Origin of the sequence: Aurantiacibacter aquimixticola (assembly GCF_003605475.1) — a bacterium.
GTDB lineage: Bacteria > Pseudomonadota > Alphaproteobacteria > Sphingomonadales > Sphingomonadaceae > Alteraurantiacibacter > Alteraurantiacibacter aquimixticola_B.
The window spans coordinates 1,462,520-1,479,220 of sequence record NZ_RAHX01000001.1; the positions used below are offsets into that span (position 1 = coordinate 1,462,520).

Here is a 16,701-nt window from a genome sequence, read left to right on the forward strand (position 1 = left end):
ATCCTCTATTCCGACCAGGTGACCGCGCTGCGCTCTCCCACACCGGTGCTGGACGTGCCGCAGAGCCTTTCCATCATTACCGACGAGACCATCGCGCGCCGCGGCTTTACCAGCGTCGGCGATATCGTGAATTACACGCCGGGCGTGAACATGTCGCAGGGTGAGGGCCACCGCGATTCCATCGTGTTTCGCGGCATTCGCTCCACCGCCGACTTCTTCATCGACGGCACGCGTGATGATGTTCAGTATTATCGCGGCCTGTACAATCTCGAACAGGTCGAGATCCTGCGCGGCCCCAATGCCCTGCTCTTTGGGCGTGGCGGCACGGGCGGTATCCTCAATCGAGTCACCAAGAAGGGCGAGATCGGCGAGACCTTCTCTGCCGGACAGGTCGCGGTGGACACATTCGGCGAATTCAGCCTGCAGGGCGACGTCAATCTTGCGGTGGCGGACAATGTCGCTGTGCGCGTGAACGCGTCCTACGAAAATCTCGATAATCACCGCGATTTCTACGAGGGCGAGCGGATCGGTATCAATCCGACCCTGCGCGTGGAGGTAACGCCGAACACGACGTTCGATCTGTCATACGAGTTTGCCGATCACGATCGCTTCGTCGATCGCGGTATTCCGACCGGCTCGGATGGATTGCCGGTCGAAGCCTTCAGGGACATCACCTTCGGCGATCCGGAGCTGAACTACACCGATCTCGAAGCGCATTTGCTGCGCGCCAATATCGAGCATGACTTCTCGGACAATTTCAAGGCGATCGTCAGCGCATTCTACGGCGATTACGACAAGACCTACTCCAATTTCTACGCTTCGGGCTACGATCAGGCGGACACGCCGGACGAAGTCACGCTGGACGGCTATGTCGACAACACGTTGCGCGAAAACCTGATTCTGAGCGGCACGCTGGTCGGCGCGGTCGATACCGGCAGCGTCGAGCACACGCTGCTTGCCGGGGTCGAATATATCGGCACGTCGTCCGACCAAAACCGCTTCAACTCCTTCTGGGACACGACGGAGGACGACAACGAGATCTTCTCTGTCCAGCGCCCACTCGCCCTGCGCGGCGGCGTTGGGATCAATGCCGATGGCGAGACGACGACCAACGATTTCACTGTCGACCTGAACGACGACACGCGCGTTACCGTCGATGTGTTCTCCGCCTTCGTGCAGGACGAGATCGCCGTGACCGACTGGCTGGATGTCGTACTTGGTGCGCGCTTCGACAGCTTCGATATCGAGGTCTTCAATGTCGTCGCGAACGAAACTCGGTCCCGCAGGGATGAGGAAATCTCTCCGCGCCTCGGAGTGATCCTGAAGCCGCGGGAGAACATCTCGATCTATGGCAGCTATTCGGAAAGCTTCCTGCCTCGCAGCGGAGAACAATTTACGGATCTCAATGGCGATGCCGCGGCGCTCGATCCGGACGAGTTCACCAATCTGGAAGTTGGCTTGAAGTGGGACTTCGCCAACGGCCTGGGACTGACGGCAGCGATCTTCGAGATCGAGCAGAGCTCCCCGCAGGTCGCCGACGACAATCCCGAAACGCTCGATGTGATCGATTCGCAGATTTCCGGTTTCGAAGTGCAGTTGCAGGGCCAGGTCACGCCGTTCTGGGCGACTTCCGCCGGCTACAGCTATCTCGACGGCGAGCAGGTCGATGCGAGCGGCCCGACCGGCCTTCGTCCGCGCGAATTGCCCGAGCACATGGTCTCGCTATGGAATGATTTCGCGGTCACGGACCGGATCGGCCTCGGCATTGGCCTCACCCATCAGGGCGACAGCTTCGTCAACAACAGCAACACCGCGATCATGCCCGCCTACACGCGGATCGACGCCGCGGCCTATTTCGATGTGACACCGGACCTGCGGCTCCAGGTGAATGTCGAGAACGTGACGGACGAGCTGTACTTCCCGAATGCGCACAGCACGCACCAAGTGACTGTGGGGGCACCGCTCAATGCGCGCTTTGCGGTGAACGCCCGCTTCTAGTCTTCCGTTTCAGCGCCGCCCAGATTGTCCGGTGTCACGCCGCCTTCAAGGGCGGGGACCACGCGCGCCGCGTCCTCCGGGTCGATCCCAGGAGCGGGCGCGGCGCTGATCGTTTCGCGGCGGCGCGAGACACGGCCGGCACGCTTTATCGCCTCGACCAGCCGCGGATAAACCCCGCAGCGGCACAGGTTCGGCACTGCCTCGCGGATGTCTTCCACGCTGGGGTCGGGATTGCGGCGGATCAGAGCAGCGGCGGCGATGGCGATGCCCGGCGTGCAGAACCCGCACTGAATGGCCTGCTCGGCCACCAGCGCCTGCTGCACCGGATGTGAGCGATCGCGGCTCAACCCCTCGATCGTCGTGATGAAACGCCCCTCCGCCTCGGCGATGGTGACCAGGCAACTGCGCAGCGCCGCGCCATCGATCAAGACCATGCACGATCCGCAATCGCCGGTTCCGCAGCCATATTTCGTGCCGGTCAAATTCGCCCCGTCGCGCAGCGCCCAGAGCAGCGGCGTGTCGGGGTCCATGTCGAAGAAAACAGGCCGGTCGTTGACGGTCATCGCGGGCATGGCGCAGCTTTAGCACTCGCCCGGCGCGATTGTCACAGCCCTATTGCTCGCCTGTCCCCGCCCGCCTAGTGCCCGGTGGTGGCCGACGCACCCGAAAGCATTCCCGACGAAGAACCGGAAAACGAAAGCGCGAAGCTGGTTCGCGGCTCGATTGCCGGGCATCTCGTCAAGCAGACATCGCCCGCCGTGGTCGGCGTGGCGGCAATCATGTCGGTCGGTATTATCGATGCCTATTTCGTCGGCCAGCTCGGTGCCTCGGAACTGGCTGCGATCAGTTTCATCTTTCCGGTCATCACCGCCTTGCAGAGCCTCGGCGTAGGCGTGATGGTGGGCATCAATTCGGTGGTCAGCCGCGCGCTGGGCGAAGGCGATGACGAGCGTGCTCTGGCCCGTGCCAATCTCGGCATGGCGCTGGGACTGGTGGCGGGCCTCGCTCTCGGCTTATCGCTTTTCCTTCTGCGTCAACCGCTGTTCGAGCTGATGCAGGCGGAAGACGATGTGCTCCCGCTCATCGACGATTACATGGCGCCATACGCGCTCGGCTTCCCGTTGATGATGACGATGATGGGCATGAACGGCGTGCTGCGCGGACAAGGCGCGGCAAAAGCCAATACGGCCGTCCTGATCGTCTATTCCATCGCCAACTGGATCCTCGATCCGCTGCTGATCACCGGCATGTTCGGGATAGAAGGTTTCGGCGTGGCTGGCGCGGCCTATGCGACGATAGGGGGCTGGGCCATCGCCATCTGCGTCGCGTTCTGGCTGCTCGGGCGGTATAACCTGCCGTTCAAGCCCGCCGCGATGACCGCTTGCAACTGGAAAACACAGCTCGGCGCGATTGGCCGGGTGGCCGGCCCTGCGGCGTTCACCAATTCGATCAATCCCGCGGGCTTGGCCATACTGACGTCCTTCCTCGCCGCGGAATCGCAGGCGGCTGTCGCGGGTTTCGGCGCGGGCGGACGGCTGCAGAGCTTTGCCGTGGTGCCGCTGCTGGCGCTATCGGGATCGATCGGGGCCATTGTCGGACAGAATTGGGGTGCCGGTCAGCATGACAGGGCGCGCCTCGCCCTGTGGCAGGCAGGCCTGTTTGCCATCGGCTACGGTCTGGCTGCGGCGCTGGTTCTGTATTCCGCGCGCGGCTGGTTTGCCGGATTGTTCAGCGAAGACGCGCAGGTGCTCGACGCGACCGTCGCCTATCTCGCGATTTCGGTCTGGGGCTATGCCGGATACGGCGTGCTGATCGTCGTCAACGGGGCGTTGAACGCCATCGACCGTGCTTCGACCGCTCTGGCTTTGTCGATCACGCGCGTGCTGCTCGTGATGGTGCCTATCGCCTGGTTCGCACGCGCCATACTCGGTACGCAGGCTGTCTATATTGCCGAGCTTGCCGCCAACCTTCTGGGAGGGCTGGCGGCAGCGGCGATTGCATGGTGGGTGCTCTGGCGCGGTGCGGACACCGACGCCGAAGCATCAGTCCAGCGGGCGTGACGATCCGAAGAACAGCGCCTGGCTGATCGCCGCGCGCACCGTATCTTCCTGGAACGGCTTGGTGATCAGATATGTCGGCTCCGGCCGATCGCCCGTCAGCAGTCGTTCGGGATAGGCGGTAATGAAGATCACCGGCACGCTGGTGATTTCGAGAATGTCGTCCACGGCATCGAGGCCGGACGAACCGTCGGCGAGCTGGATGTCCGCAAGGACGAGGCCCGGCGTTTTCTCGGCGACGACTTCCTGCGCTTGGGTGCGCGTGGCAGCAGTGCCGCAGATTTCGTGGCCGAGTGACTTCACTAGGTCTTCCAGCTGCATCGAGATGAGCGGCTCGTCCTCGATGATCAGGACGCTCGTCGTCGTCTCGCGCTCGATTTCCTGCACGGCCTCTCGCACGAGCGATTCCACATCGTCCTCGGACACGCCCATGATCGTCGCGGCATCGGTGTTGGAGAAATCCTCTACCGTGGTGAGCAACAGGGCCTGACGATTGACCGGGGTGATGCGCTTGAGCTGGTCCTGCGCGGCAACCTCGTGCGCGGTGCCTTCGGATTGGCTTTCGGCCACTTCCATATAGGCGCTCGACCAGACCTTGTTGAAGGCACTGTAAAGCGGCACGCGGCCGCCCTTGAGAGATGCTGCCAGCTCGTCGTCCGCGAGCGCGGCTTCGAGTGTGGCTTGAACGAAAGCATCGCCGGTAGACTGCGAGCCCGTGAGGGCACGAGCGTAACGGCGGAGAAACGGAAGATGTGCGGCGACTTCGGCCCCGATGGACATATAAACCCTTCCCGGTCAACTGGTTGACCATGAACGCCCCTTTGCCCGGTCGGTTCCAGAATAAAGAAGCTGCAATCTGCGGCTGCCGTTTCGATGGTCTGCAGGGTCGATTTTCGATGCCTCGAAAAAATTTCGCATTTTTTGAAAACCGGCGGGAACGCATTTTCCGAACAGCCATTTAGTCTATGTCACCGCCGAGACCCCCCCTCCCGTCCAAGCGGCTGGTGATACGATCCCGAAAGGCCTCCGTTCATAAAGAGCGGAGGCCTTTTTTTCACCCATGTTAAATCGCACACGCGAATGGCGCGCATCAACTTCGGATGGTGGATGAGGATCAGCCCAGAAGGCGGGCGAAGAGACCGCGTTTGCGGCCGGTGCCGAGCTCCGCAACCAGCTGTTCGGGATTGTAGGGCTTTTCGAAGACTGGCCCCATTTCGGCGATCTCTTCGGGAATGTCCTGCGGGCTGCCTGTCGAAAAGGCGATGTGCGGGCGTTTGGGCCCCAGCATGGTCACCAATTCGGCAATGGCCCAGCCATCGTCGCGGTCCGCCAGATGCACGTCGAGCACGATGGCGTCGGGCCGCCGCCCTTTCTCGAGCGCCTGGACAGTCGCCTGCATGGTCTGACAGATTTCGACATCCTGGGTGCCCGCGCGGCGAAAGGCATCCTCGAGCGTCATGGCGAGGACGGCATCGTCTTCCACCAACAGAACACGGCCCAGAGGCTTGGGAGCCTTGGGGGCGCGGTCTTTCGAATTTTTCCGCTTCGGCAGAACCGGCTTCACGTGCGGGACCCTTCCGATGCGCTGATCGCATCATCACCCCAACGCCGCCCGTGGCTGCGCAGTTCCCCGCATGCCGCGGCAGCTTACTGCAACGGCTTTTCGTAAATCCGGTATTCGCGATTGATCTCGGACTCGATCGCATCGGCGATGGCGATCATCCCCTGATTGTCGTCGAGGATCCAGCCGACCTCGCCGCGCTCCGCATCATGCGCTTCCACGGCATAGCGGCGGATATATTCGATCATCATGAAAGCGAGCTGGCTGGCGAGCCTGCTGTTCTGGTATTTCGAAGCGACGCCCATAAGCGGAACGCGGAAATCGGCCTGCTTCGGATTGCGCAGCCACCAGAGAAGCTTCGCCCAGTTGAACGGAAACAGCTTGCCGTCGAAGTCCTTCACCAGCTTGTTCATGTTGGGCCAGGCAAGCATGAAAGCGGCGGGCTCTCCATCGACCTCGGCAATCATGTTCGCGCCTTCCAGGATCAGCGGCTTCAGCTTCTTCGCGCCATAGGCCTTTTCCGCTTCAGTGAAGGGCACGAAGCCCCAATTCTTCGACCACGCATCGTTGAGGATATCGATGCAGATCGCCGCCTCTTCGGCAAAGCGTCTCTTGTCGACCCGCCTGACATTGATCCGGCTGCTGCGCTCTCCCGATGCGACGATACGATCGATGAGCGGAGGAAAGCCGCCGCGAATATCCAGCTCATAAGTATAGAGCCGCTTCGCCGTGTCGTAGCCACGCGCCTCGACCCAGCCCTGATATTCGGCCTTGTCATGCCCCATCAGCAGCATTGGCGGTTGGTCGTGACCGCGCACCAGCAGGCCTGGCTCTTCCCAGATCGACAGGCTGATCGGCGCGAGCACGCGGGTCATGCCCTGCTCGCGCAGCCAGTTCTCGGCCCGGGCGATCAGCGCGGCGGCAACGGTTTCGTCGATCGCTTCGAACAGGCCCCAATTGCCGGTGCCGGGGCCCATGCCCTGCTCTGGCGGCTGGGCCAGTGCCAACTCGTCGATATGCGCGGAAATCCGCCCGACCACCTCATCTCTGCGCCGCGCGAGGAACAACTGCACCGTCGCATGTTCGTGGAACGGGTTCTTGCCCGGCGTCAGCAGCTCGACCATGTCGGCGCGCAACGGAGGCACCCAATTAGGATCGTCGGCGTTCAATCGATAAGCGCAATCGATAAATGCGTTGAGGTCGCCCTTGCCCGATACAGGCGCAATCTCTATTTCAGCGGCCACGGATAATCGCCCCTTCGTTCAGCAGGCAGCATTCCTGTGTATGCAAGGGGCGCAATGTCAAGCGCGCTGCCGAGCCTTTTGAACCGAGCAATGCGTGCCATACGACCGCATGGAAATTGGCTGAGCAATACACCCGTTATGGATGCGACGACGACCCTTTCGGACACTGAACGCGCCGGCCCTGCCGCCGGGGAACGGCGCGTGCATGCGCAAATTCCGGACGACAAGGCGATGCTGCGCGCCGCGGCGGAGCTGACGCGCGATATCAACACCGCGCGACCGGAAATTTACTGGCCAGACATGATCGCAAGCGCGCTGATCGGCTATGGCGCTCTCGCGGGCGCGATCCTGCTGGAGCCGGTCTGGCTGGCCGTGTTGAGCGGCGTGGTCGCCGTGTTCGCCCTCTATCGCGCCCTGCTCTTCATTCATGAGATCAGCCATCTTCATCGTGACGCGCTGCCCGGTTTCCGCACGGCGTGGAACCTGCTTGTCGGCATTCCGATGCTGACGCCAAGCCTGATGTACGAACAGGTGCACACGCTGCACCATGCGCGCACGAAATACGGGACAGTCGAGGATCCGGAATACATGCCGCTTGCGCTGATGAAGCCGTGGAGCCTGCCCGCCTTCGTGCTCGTCGCCGCGCTCGCGCCCATCGCGCTGATCGTGCGCTGGGGCATTCTTGCGCCGCTCGGCGCGATCGTCCCGGCACTGCGCCGCTTTTCGTGGGAGCGGTTTTCGTCTCTCTCGATCAATCCGCAATTCCGCCGCAAGCCCGCCGACGCGAAGACGCGCCACTGGTTCCTTTTCCAGCAGGTGGGCGCGAGCGCATGGGCCGTCTTCCTGATGTCGACGCCCTTCTGGCTGGGCTGGAAGCCGATCCTCGTCGCCGCCGGTATCACCGCCGCCGTGGCGGTCTTCAACCAGCTGCGCACGCTGGTTGCGCATCTGTGGGAGAATGAGGGCGAGGCGATGACGGTCACCGCGCAATATCTCGACAGCGTGAATGTCCCGCGCTTCATCGCCGGTATCTGGGCGCCCGTCGGTCTGCGCTATCACGCCGTGCACCATTTGATCCCCAGCATGCCTTACCACTCGCTGCACGAGGCGCATAAGCGCATCAGCGCGCATCTGGGCGCCGGCTCCACGTTCGAGCAGGCGAGCCATACGGGAATGTGGCCGCTGGTCGGGCGCATTGCGCGCAGCACGATGGGCCGGCGCGAAGCCTGATACGAAAAGGCCCCCGCTTATGCGGAGGCCCATCTCGTCGATCCGACAGCTTGTTATTCCGCGGCATCCGCGTCGATCATGGGATCGGCGGGCATATCCCGCTCGCTGGTCTGTGCAGCGTCCACCTGCTCGTCGAGGCCGCCCTCTATGCTGTCATTATCCGGCACCGGCTCATTGCCGGTCACGTCCGGAACGGGGGCTTCCATGCTGCTTTCATAATCGGTGTCGAGGGTTTCCTCCTCCGCTCCGCAAGCGGAAAGCGCGAAGGTGGCGGCGGCGGCGAGGGCGATTCTCTTCATCGATAAAGCTCCGTTGGTGTTCGACCGGCCAACGGATGTCGACGCGCCGCGTTCCTATTCCTCGGTGCGAACCAGCACCGTCTCGCCGACGAATAGGAACAGAAAGAAGGGCGCCCAGGCTGCGATCAGCGGCGGGTATCCGCCAAAACTACCCAAGGCGAGGGCGGCATTATCGATCACGAAGTAGGCAAAACCCAGCGCCATGCCGATCACGGCGCGGAGAAACAGATTGCCCGATCGCGCCAGGCCGAAGCCTGCCACCGCGCCCAGCAACGGCATCAACACCGCCGACAATGGACCGGAAATCTTGTGCCACCACTTCGCTTCCAGCTCCCCGGTGCGCCGCCCTGCCGATTGGAGCGCCTCGATGCTTCGCGAAAGCTCGCTGAGTGTTTCGGCGTCTGGAGTGACGCGGCCAAGTTCGACCTGGCCGATGGTGACGCCGGGCGCGACAGTGATGTCGCCCAGCTCGCGCGACTGGGCGCTCGCCACGGTGAATTCACTCGCATCGGCGAGCCGCCAGCCCGGATTGGCAAAACTCGCCCGGTCCGCATTCACCTGCCGCACGATCATGCCGAGATCGTCGCGCTCGTAAAAGGTGACATCGGTAAACACGGTCGCGTCGCCCCGCCCGGCAGCGCGCGATGCCATGAACACATCGCGACCGTCATTGAAATAGACATTGCCCCGACCCGCCGGATCGTCCGGCACCTGCGCGTATTCGACCGCCTCCCAAGCCGATAGCGTGGCGTTTGCTCGCGTTACGACCCGCTCGTTGAATGCGAAGGACACGCCCGCCATCACCACGCCGCTGAGCAGCAGCGGGGCGAGGATCTGGTGCGCGGACAGCCCGGCGGCCTTCATCGCGATCACTTCGGAATTCTGGTTGAGGCTCGCCAGCGTGATTATCGTCGCCAGCAGGACGGAATATGGCAGGAATCGCGCGACCAGCTGCGGCCCGCGAAGCGAGGCGTATTTCAGCACCTCGGCCTGGCCATTGCCATCGACAGCGAGAATATCGCCTGTCTTTCCGAGCAGGTCCAGCATGAGGAGAACGAGCACCAGCATCGCCAGCACGGCGACGATGCGCATGGCGAACATCTTCGCCAGGTAGATCGTCAGCCGCCGTGAAGGGAAGAAATCAAGCAGCACCGCGTGCTTCCTTCAAGGCAGTGTCGAGCCCGGCCGGTTGCCCGTCGTCATCTTCGCCGAACTGCCCTTCGGGCACCACGCCCTTCAATCGGCGGCGACCGAAGACCTTGCTCAGCGCGCGGCCGATCTTGGCGTAGAAGACCTCGAGGAAGCCGATGGCTTGCCCGCCGGGGACGAAGGCGATCTGATAGAACATGAAGCCGATCATCCCCGCGAGCACGGCAAAGGGCCCCCACAGGGCCAGCCAGGGATCGAGCTGGCCGATCGCGGCCACCTCCGCGCCGTATTGGTTCACCTTGTGATAGGCGACGACGATCACGATGGAGAGGAACACGCCAAGTGCGGATGTCGATCGCTTCGGCGGTATGGCGAGGGCCACTGCCAGCAGCGGCAGCATGATCATCATCACCACTTCCACCATGCGGTAGTTGAAGTTGGCGAGGCTGCCTGCGCGCTCTGCCTCGGTGCTTTCCGGGTTCCAGCCGATCTCGAGCAACTCGGGGAGGACAAATTCGCGCTCATCCTCCCCGCGGTCCCGGAATTGCTGGATGGCGGGCAGGTCTATCGGCAGATCGTGCTGGCTAAAGCTGAGAACGCGCGGCGTCCCGCTTTCGACCTCATGAACGATAGTGCCGTCCATCAGCCGCAGAATGATCGTGTTGCGATCCTCCCGATTGGCAAGGAAGCGGCCTTCGCGCGCGGTGATCGAAAGCACCTGTCCGTCCTCTGCGGCAAAGCGGGCGAAGATGCCCTGCAACTGCCGCCCGTCATCCTCGCTCCCCTCGATCCGCAGCGCCATGCGGTCCTCGATGGTGTTGAACTCGCCGACTTTGATGGACGCGCCCAGGGCGCCCGAACGCAGCTCGAATTCCATCTCCTCATAGGCGAAACGCGCATTGGGCTGGATGAAGCCGACGATGGCAAAGTTAAGCGCCATCAGGCCGAGCGTAATGATATATGGCACTCGCAACAACCGCGCATAGGACCATCCGACGGCTCGCATCACGTCCAGCTCGCTCGATAGGGCCAGCTTGCGAAACGCGAACAGGATTCCCAGCATCAGTCCCAACGGAATAGCGAGGCCGGCATATTCGGGAATGAGATTCAGCAGCATTTCGAACACGACGCCGACGGGCCCGCCCTCCATGCTGACGAACTCGAACAGCCGCAGCATCTTTTCCAGCATCAGCAGGCTGGCTGCCAGCACGAACACGCCGATCATCGGCACGACAACGAGCCGGAAGATGTAGCGATCGGTGGCGGTGATGAAGCGGGACAAATCCGGATCTCGTGGCTGGTGCTCTGGACGCCTTAGCCGCTATTCGGGCCGAAAACAGCCCCGCACCGTACCCTTGCGGTCCGCGTCAGGCTTTCTCGAGCGTACATTGCAGCGGGTGCTGATTTTCGCGGGCGAAATCCATCACCTGGTTCACTTTCGTTTCCGCGACCTCGTAGGGAAAAATCCCGCAAACGCCGACACCGCGCTGGTGGACGTGCAGCATCACCCGCGTCGCCTCCTCCAGATCCATGCGGAAAAAGCGTTTCAGGACGAGCACCACGAATTCCATCGGCGTGTAATCGTCGTTCAGCATCAGCACCTTGTACTGGCTGGGCCGCTTGGGTTTGGTGCGCGTCTTCGTCGCCAGGCCGACCTGACCATCGCCCTCGCCTCCACCCGCATCGTTACCGCCATCCTCGTCGGCGGCGCGGATCGTCCAGATCGGAACGGTTCGGGAAGAGCGGAGGTGTGTCATGGCAGAGGGCAAATATCGCATCGCAAGCGAAACCTTCAAGGGGTCCTTTTTACCTTACGTCGATAGCGCATACGAAAAAGGCCGGGCAGCAGTGCAGCCCGGCCTTGTCTAGGCGCTTCCTATCGAGGAGAAAGCGATTGTCTCGTTAGCGATTACGCGACCTTCGAGAGCTTCTCGGCGGCGACATTCACACGGCCCGTGATCGGGGCCATGGCTTCGTTCGCCAGCTTCATCGCGACATCGGTATTCTTGGAAGTCGCGGCGACCATGAAGTCGAAGTTGCGACGCATGATCTTGCCCTGCAGCTGGAAAAGCTCGGTCGGGCTCTTGATCGCAGCCATTTCCTTCATGTCGGCGGTGGCGGTCTCGTAAACGACCTTCGCTTCGTCTGCATAGGTCTTGCCGAGCGTCTGGACACCCTCGGCAACGATCTTGCCGCTTTCGACGACGGCTTCGACATTGCCTTTTGCAAAGTCGGTCATGTCGGTCATCGCCGCCGTGCTTTTTTCGTAAGCGGCCTGGGTGCGGTCCTGCATGTCCTTGACGGCGTTGGCCATCGTGTCGGTCATAACGGCGGTGTAGTCGGTGTTCTGAGTAGCCATGATTTTTTCCTTGAGCTGGGTAACTGTGGGTTTCGATTTTGCTGCCGGAGTTTTCTTCGCAGCAGTGATTTTCTTAAGAGCGGGCTTCTTTGCGCTCTGCGCCTTTGTCGGCAGCGACTTTTTGGCCTTGGCCTTCGCCGCCGGAGCCGGAGCCGGAGCCGGAGCCTTCTTCGCGGCAGGCTTGCCTCCCGCCGTTGCATCCGCCTTCAGCGTTTCCGCCAACGGCTTCACCTTGGTGGGCGCCGTGCCGGAAGATGCCTCGGCGTAAGCCTTTTCGGCGCTGTCATCGATTTTGGACTTCGACTGTGCCATAATTCCTCACTTCGTACCGGGATGCGCAATCGCCATCCCTTGTTGCAGTGCACAATTTATGCATGCACGCGCAAGAAGTCAAGAATTATTGTGCAGTGCACAATGGAGCACGTTCGCAGAATTCCTGGGGCTTTCGCGCCGTCAGCGCAATTTGACGTAACGCCCCGGAGCGTCTTCGATTGCAGGGTTCGATTTTCCACCGGGCCGGCGCGCAGCCGTCGCTTTTACCCGCTTGCCGCCATGACCTTCGATCCATGCGATCCAGTCCGGCCACCAGCTGCCTGGATGCTCCGTGGCCCCTGCGATGAATTCATCGAGCGATACGAAGTCGGCCTCATTCGTCCAATACTGGTATTTCCCGGCATCGGGCGGATTGACCACGCCAGCAATATGCCCGCTGCCCGCCAGCACGAAGCGGACCGGACCGGAGAAATGCTCGGTAATCTTCCAAACACTTTCGGGCGGCGCGATATGGTCTTCCCGCCCCGCCTGGACATAACTCGGCGTCTGCACTTTCGTGAGGTCGATCGCGGTCCCTTCGGCCGATAGAGCGCCGGGTTCGACCATGCGATTGTCGCGATACAGGTCCCGCAGATAGGCTGCGTGCCATTTTGCAGGCAGGTTGGTGACGTCGCCATTCCAGAAGAGCAGGTCGAACGCCGGATAATCCTCTCCCAATAGGTAGTGATTGACCACATAGTTCCAGATCAGATCCGAACCGCGCAGCATGTTGAAAGTAGCGGCGAGATAGCGTCCGTCGAGATATCCGCCCTGGCTCGCCTGCCGAATGAACTCGAGCTTACCGTCATCGACGAACAGCTGCAGATCGCCGGCATTCGCGAAGTCGATCTGCGCGGTAAAAAACGTCGCACTCGCAACCTTGTCCGCCTCGCCGCGCTCCGCCAGCACGGCCAGCGTACCCGCAAGGGTCGTCCCCGCTACGCAGTAGCCGATCGTGTGGACGCTATCGACGCCGAGGCGCTCACGAACCACATCGATCGCGTGCATCTGAGCACGGAAATAATCGTCCCAGTCGATATGGGCGAGGCTCTCATCCGCGCTCTTCCAGCTGACCATGCAGACCGTCAGCCCCTGGGCGACGGCCCAGCGAACGAAGCTCTTCTTCTCGTTAAGGTCGAGGATGTAGAAGCGATTGATCCATGGCGGGAAAATCAGCAGCGGCGTCTCGATCACTTCGTTGGTGCTGGGCGCATACTGGATGAGCTGGAAAAGCTCGGTCTCGTAAATGACCTTCCCAGGGGTTGCGGCAATATTCTCTCCCACTTCGAACTGGCTGGTATCGGTGTGGGTCAGCTGGCCCTTTTCAAGATCGCCGGACAGGCGCTCCAGTCCGCGCATGATGTTCTCGCCGCCGGTTTCCATCGTGCGTTCGAGCACGACCGGGTTCATCAGCGGATAGTTTGCAGGGCTCATCGCATCGAGCACGTTTTGCGTGGCAAAACACAGATTGCGGCGATCCTCTTCGGAAAGGCCTTGCGCGCTATCGACGCTTTCGCGCAGCCGCTCGGCAATCAGCAGGTATGTCTGGTGGATGAGCGCGAAGACGGGCTGCTCTCGCCAAGCCTTGTCGGCGAACCGTCGATCCCGGCGAGGAAGCTGAGGATCGTCCGCCTCGCCGCCATCCGCGTCATATTGCGAGAGAACGCCCTGCCACAGCGCGAAGCTGTCCGCCCACATCTTCTGCTGCGCAGCCGGATCCAGCATCGGAACACTGGCGGACCATTGCTGCATCGCCTCCATCCAGCGTGCCGGATCGGCCATCAGCGGCGCGGCATCGGCGTCGGCGGGTGTCCAAGCTTGCAACCAGCTGCGCTGGAATTGCGCCATCGTATCGGCCATGGTGTCCACGGCGCTGCGATCCTGCGCCGCATCGTCTGGGACAAGCGCTTGCATCATCTGCCGCGCGCTCTCGCCCTGGATGCGCATCATTTCCGTGAAGATATCGGCGGCGTCTGCCCCGCTGTCGCTCTGATCGGTCATGACATCCCTATAGCGGGCACCGAGCCCCTTGGGGAGAGGCACTGCCCCACGCATTGCATTGCGAACGCGAGCCACGCGTTGCGTCGCCATCCGGTTTCGTTCATCACTGCCGCGCTGCAACACGAAACCGGATCGACACCAGCGATGGACAACGAATTCTACCGCATCAAGCGCCTGCCCCCCTATGTCATCGCAGAAGTCAATGCGATGCGGGCCGCCGCAAGAGCGGAAGGGCGCGACATCATCGATCTGGGCATGGGCAATCCCGACCAGCCGCCGCCGCCGCATGTGATCGAGAAGCTGTGCGAAGTCGCGGCGAAGCCCGATGCGCATGGTTATTCGCAGTCCAAGGGTATTCCGGGACTGCGCAAGGCGCAGGCGGATTATTACGGACGCCGCTTTGGCGTCTCGCTCGATCCCGAAAGCGAAGTGATCGTCACGCTGGGATCGAAGGAGGGGCTTGCCAGCCTGGCGACCGCGATTACCGCGCCGGGCGACACGATCCTCGCGCCCAACCCCAGCTATCCAATACATACTTTCGGCTTCATCATCGCCGGCGCCTCGATTCGTTCGGTACCGACGACGCCGGACGAGCAATATTGGCATGCGCTGGAGCAGGCGGTGAACTTCACCGTCCCGCGCCCGACAGTGCTGGTCGTGAATTTTCCATCCAATCCGACGGCCGAAGTCGTCGATCTGGAATTTTACGAACGCCTTGTCGACTGGGCGAAATTCCATCGCGTCTGGATCCTGTCGGACCTCGCCTACTCGGAACTCTATTACGACGGCAAGCCCACGCCTTCTATCCTGCAGGTGAAGGGCGCGAAGGATGTGGCGATCGAATTTACGAGCCTTTCGAAGACATATGGCATGGCCGGGTGGCGCATGGGCTTCGCCGTCGGCAACCGCACGCTGATTTCAGCTCTCACCCGCGTGAAAAGCTACATCGACTACGGCGCCTTCACGCCGATCCAGGCAGCAGCCTGCGCGGCGCTTAACGGACCCCAGGAGATCGTGGAGACGACGCGCAAAATGTACCACAAGCGGCGCGATGTCATGGTGGAAGCCTTTGGGCGCGCCGGCTGGGACATACCCTCCCCACCCGCCAGCATGTTCGCCTGGGCACCCCTCCCGCCGGGCCTCGAGGAAATGGGCAGCCTGGAATTTTCGAAGCAGTTGTTGACCCAGGCCGAAGTCGCCGTGGCTCCGGGCGTCGGCTATGGCGAGGATGGCGAAGGCTTCGTTCGCATTGCCATGGTCGAGAATGAGCAACGCCTGCGTCAGGCCGCACGAAACATCAAACGCTACCTGCAGTCCATGGGCGTGGAAACACCAGCTGACTGACGTTCGGCATCGCTTTGCACCGGCGCGCACATTCCCTTACTTGCAGCGAGTCGCAAAGCACGCTGACATGCGGCAGACGCCTTTTCGGGGAGCGGCGGATTGTCAACATTCGGCTGGATCGCTGACGGCACGCAGCCGCCGCCGCGTTGGGACCTGCGCCGGAGAGGCTGGACGCTATGCGCCGGGCGGTGCGGTTGCCGCGCAGAATGTCGACACGTCCTGCTGTGCGATGTGCGGCGGCTGTCAGACGCGCAATGCATCGCCCTTGCCGAAGCCGACCGGCCCGCATGGCGCCTGATCATGCTCGGCGTGGAAGATGCGGGGCTGCGAGCCCGCCTTCTCGGGCTTGGCTGTGCGGAGGCGCTTCGTGAGGACACCGATCTGCTCGAACTGCATGCCCGAACGCAGCGTGTATCGGACATGTTCGGCATGCTGCCGCGCTGGCGCAATATCGGAGCGCTAACGCTCGACCTCTTTCACCGCGATGCGCGTCATGGCGCGAATTGGCTCGGCTTGCATCCGCGTGAATTCGGTGTGCTTTGGCGGCTGAGCGACGAGCCCGGTCGGCGGGTATCGCGCCGTCAGCTGCTTACCGATGTGTGGCGACTGACTCACGAGCCGGATACCAACAGCGTCGAGGTTCACGTATCGCGTTTGCGAACGAAGCTGGCCCTTGCGGGCAGCGCCGGCGTCATCGAAACCCACCCTGAGGGAGGCTATTGCCTGGCCGACGCACCGCCATTCATGCTTTCCGACAGAAACACCGCGCCCGATGCACTCGATGCCTATCTGCGCGAACTGGGTTGGGCGACTTCCAACGCGCAGAACGTGGCCGATTGAAGCGGGCGATCAGTCCGACACGAGGGCGCTGAACTTGTCGTAAATCGTTTCATGCAGCGGCTGTTCGAAGGTGAGCCCGGCGCGGCCATCCTCGATCCAGACCAATTCTGCCGGCTGCGCGGAAAGGCCCGGCAGCGTGATTAAGACGCGGTCCCCGATTTCCGCGCTCCACCCCTGTGCCTGCACCATCGCGCCGCCGATCGAGATGTCGAGCACTTCCAGTTCGGCGCTGGCACCGCGGCGGGAGCGACATTTGATGCGAAGAACCGGCTTATTCGTGTCTGCCGAAATAACCATGGTGGGCCTC

The 16,701-nt window shown here is 62.1% G+C and carries 16 protein-coding genes; 5 read left to right on the forward strand and 11 right to left on the reverse strand.

Annotation, left to right across the window (positions count from 1 at the left end; genetic code table 11):
* Positions 1 to 18 precede the first annotated feature (18 nt).
* Positions 19 to 1,998: a TonB-dependent receptor gene (locus tag D6201_RS07280; RefSeq protein ID WP_242447468.1), complete on the forward strand. Its 1,980-nt coding sequence runs from the start codon at positions 19 to 21 to the stop codon at positions 1,996 to 1,998.
* Here D6201_RS07280 and D6201_RS07285 read toward each other — a convergent pair.
* Entirely contained in the window at positions 1,995 to 2,570 is a 576-nt protein-coding gene (locus tag D6201_RS07285; RefSeq protein ID WP_120048194.1) for a (2Fe-2S)-binding protein, read from the reverse strand. The genes D6201_RS07280 and D6201_RS07285 overlap by 4 nt on opposite strands.
* A gap of 78 nt (positions 2,571 to 2,648) precedes the next feature.
* Between D6201_RS07285 and D6201_RS07290 the strand changes: the two genes are divergently transcribed.
* Positions 2,649 to 4,058, forward strand: coding sequence for an MATE family efflux transporter (locus D6201_RS07290; RefSeq protein WP_242447469.1), 1,410 nt, complete (start codon positions 2,649 to 2,651; stop codon positions 4,056 to 4,058).
* Here the strand turns inward: D6201_RS07290 and D6201_RS07295 are convergent.
* The 3 genes from D6201_RS07295 to D6201_RS07305 form a co-directional block, all read right to left on the reverse strand.
* Positions 4,041 to 4,835: a response regulator gene (locus D6201_RS07295; RefSeq protein WP_120048195.1), complete on the reverse strand. Its 795-nt coding sequence runs from the start codon at positions 4,833 to 4,835 to the stop codon at positions 4,041 to 4,043. The two genes, D6201_RS07290 and D6201_RS07295, sit on opposite strands and share 18 nt — an antisense overlap.
* Before the next feature lie 334 nt (positions 4,836 to 5,169).
* Positions 5,170 to 5,619, reverse strand: coding sequence for a response regulator (locus D6201_RS07300; RefSeq protein ID WP_242447470.1), 450 nt, complete (start codon positions 5,617 to 5,619; stop codon positions 5,170 to 5,172).
* Positions 5,620 to 5,702: 83 nt separating this feature from the next.
* The gene (locus tag D6201_RS07305) at positions 5,703 to 6,860 is read right to left on the reverse strand and encodes an N-acetyltransferase (RefSeq protein ID WP_120048196.1); all 1,158 of its coding nucleotides are present in this window, start codon (positions 6,858 to 6,860) and stop codon (positions 5,703 to 5,705) included.
* 138 nt (positions 6,861 to 6,998) lie between these two features.
* On the opposite strand from D6201_RS07305, the gene D6201_RS07310 reads away from it, so the two are divergent.
* A complete protein-coding gene (locus tag D6201_RS07310) occupies positions 6,999 to 8,090 on the forward strand; it encodes a fatty acid desaturase family protein (protein WP_120048197.1) in 1,092 nt (363 codons plus the stop codon).
* A 53-nt stretch (positions 8,091 to 8,143) separates the two neighbouring features.
* On the opposite strand, the gene D6201_RS07315 is transcribed toward D6201_RS07310, so the two are convergent.
* The 6 genes from D6201_RS07315 to D6201_RS07340 form a co-directional block, all read right to left on the reverse strand.
* Entirely contained in the window at positions 8,144 to 8,389 is a 246-nt protein-coding gene (locus D6201_RS07315; RefSeq protein WP_120048198.1) for a hypothetical protein, read from the reverse strand.
* A gap of 54 nt (positions 8,390 to 8,443) precedes the next feature.
* Entirely contained in the window at positions 8,444 to 9,541 is a 1,098-nt protein-coding gene (gene lptG, locus D6201_RS07320; RefSeq protein ID WP_120048199.1) for an LPS export ABC transporter permease LptG, read from the reverse strand.
* Positions 9,531 to 10,820, reverse strand: coding sequence for an LptF/LptG family permease (locus D6201_RS07325; RefSeq protein ID WP_120048200.1), 1,290 nt, complete (start codon positions 10,818 to 10,820; stop codon positions 9,531 to 9,533). The genes lptG and D6201_RS07325 overlap by 11 nt, the downstream gene beginning before the upstream one ends.
* A gap of 85 nt (positions 10,821 to 10,905) precedes the next feature.
* Positions 10,906 to 11,295, reverse strand: a complete 390-nt coding sequence (clpS, locus tag D6201_RS07330; RefSeq protein ID WP_242447472.1) for an ATP-dependent Clp protease adapter ClpS — start codon at positions 11,293 to 11,295, stop codon at positions 10,906 to 10,908.
* A 152-nt stretch (positions 11,296 to 11,447) separates the two neighbouring features.
* Positions 11,448 to 12,209: a phasin family protein gene (locus D6201_RS07335; RefSeq protein WP_120048201.1), complete on the reverse strand. Its 762-nt coding sequence runs from the start codon at positions 12,207 to 12,209 to the stop codon at positions 11,448 to 11,450.
* 141 nt (positions 12,210 to 12,350) lie between these two features.
* Positions 12,351 to 14,210 (reverse strand): PHA/PHB synthase family protein, encoded by a 1,860-nt coding sequence (locus D6201_RS07340; RefSeq protein ID WP_193725691.1) that lies wholly within the window; start codon positions 14,208 to 14,210, stop codon positions 12,351 to 12,353.
* A gap of 144 nt (positions 14,211 to 14,354) precedes the next feature.
* On the opposite strand from D6201_RS07340, the gene D6201_RS07345 reads away from it, so the two are divergent.
* A complete protein-coding gene (locus D6201_RS07345) occupies positions 14,355 to 15,554 on the forward strand; it encodes an LL-diaminopimelate aminotransferase (RefSeq protein ID WP_120049277.1) in 1,200 nt (399 codons plus the stop codon).
* A 231-nt stretch (positions 15,555 to 15,785) separates the two neighbouring features.
* Positions 15,786 to 16,394 carry a winged helix-turn-helix domain-containing protein gene (locus tag D6201_RS07350; RefSeq protein WP_242447473.1) on the forward strand — a complete coding sequence of 203 codons (609 nt, stop codon included), beginning with the start codon at positions 15,786 to 15,788 and terminating at the stop codon, positions 16,392 to 16,394.
* Positions 16,395 to 16,403: 9 nt separating this feature from the next.
* Here the strand turns inward: D6201_RS07350 and D6201_RS07355 are convergent, their stop codons facing one another.
* Positions 16,404 to 16,691: a PilZ domain-containing protein gene (locus tag D6201_RS07355; protein ID WP_120048203.1), complete on the reverse strand. Its 288-nt coding sequence runs from the start codon at positions 16,689 to 16,691 to the stop codon at positions 16,404 to 16,406.
* Between the last annotated feature and the right edge of the window lie 10 nt (positions 16,692 to 16,701).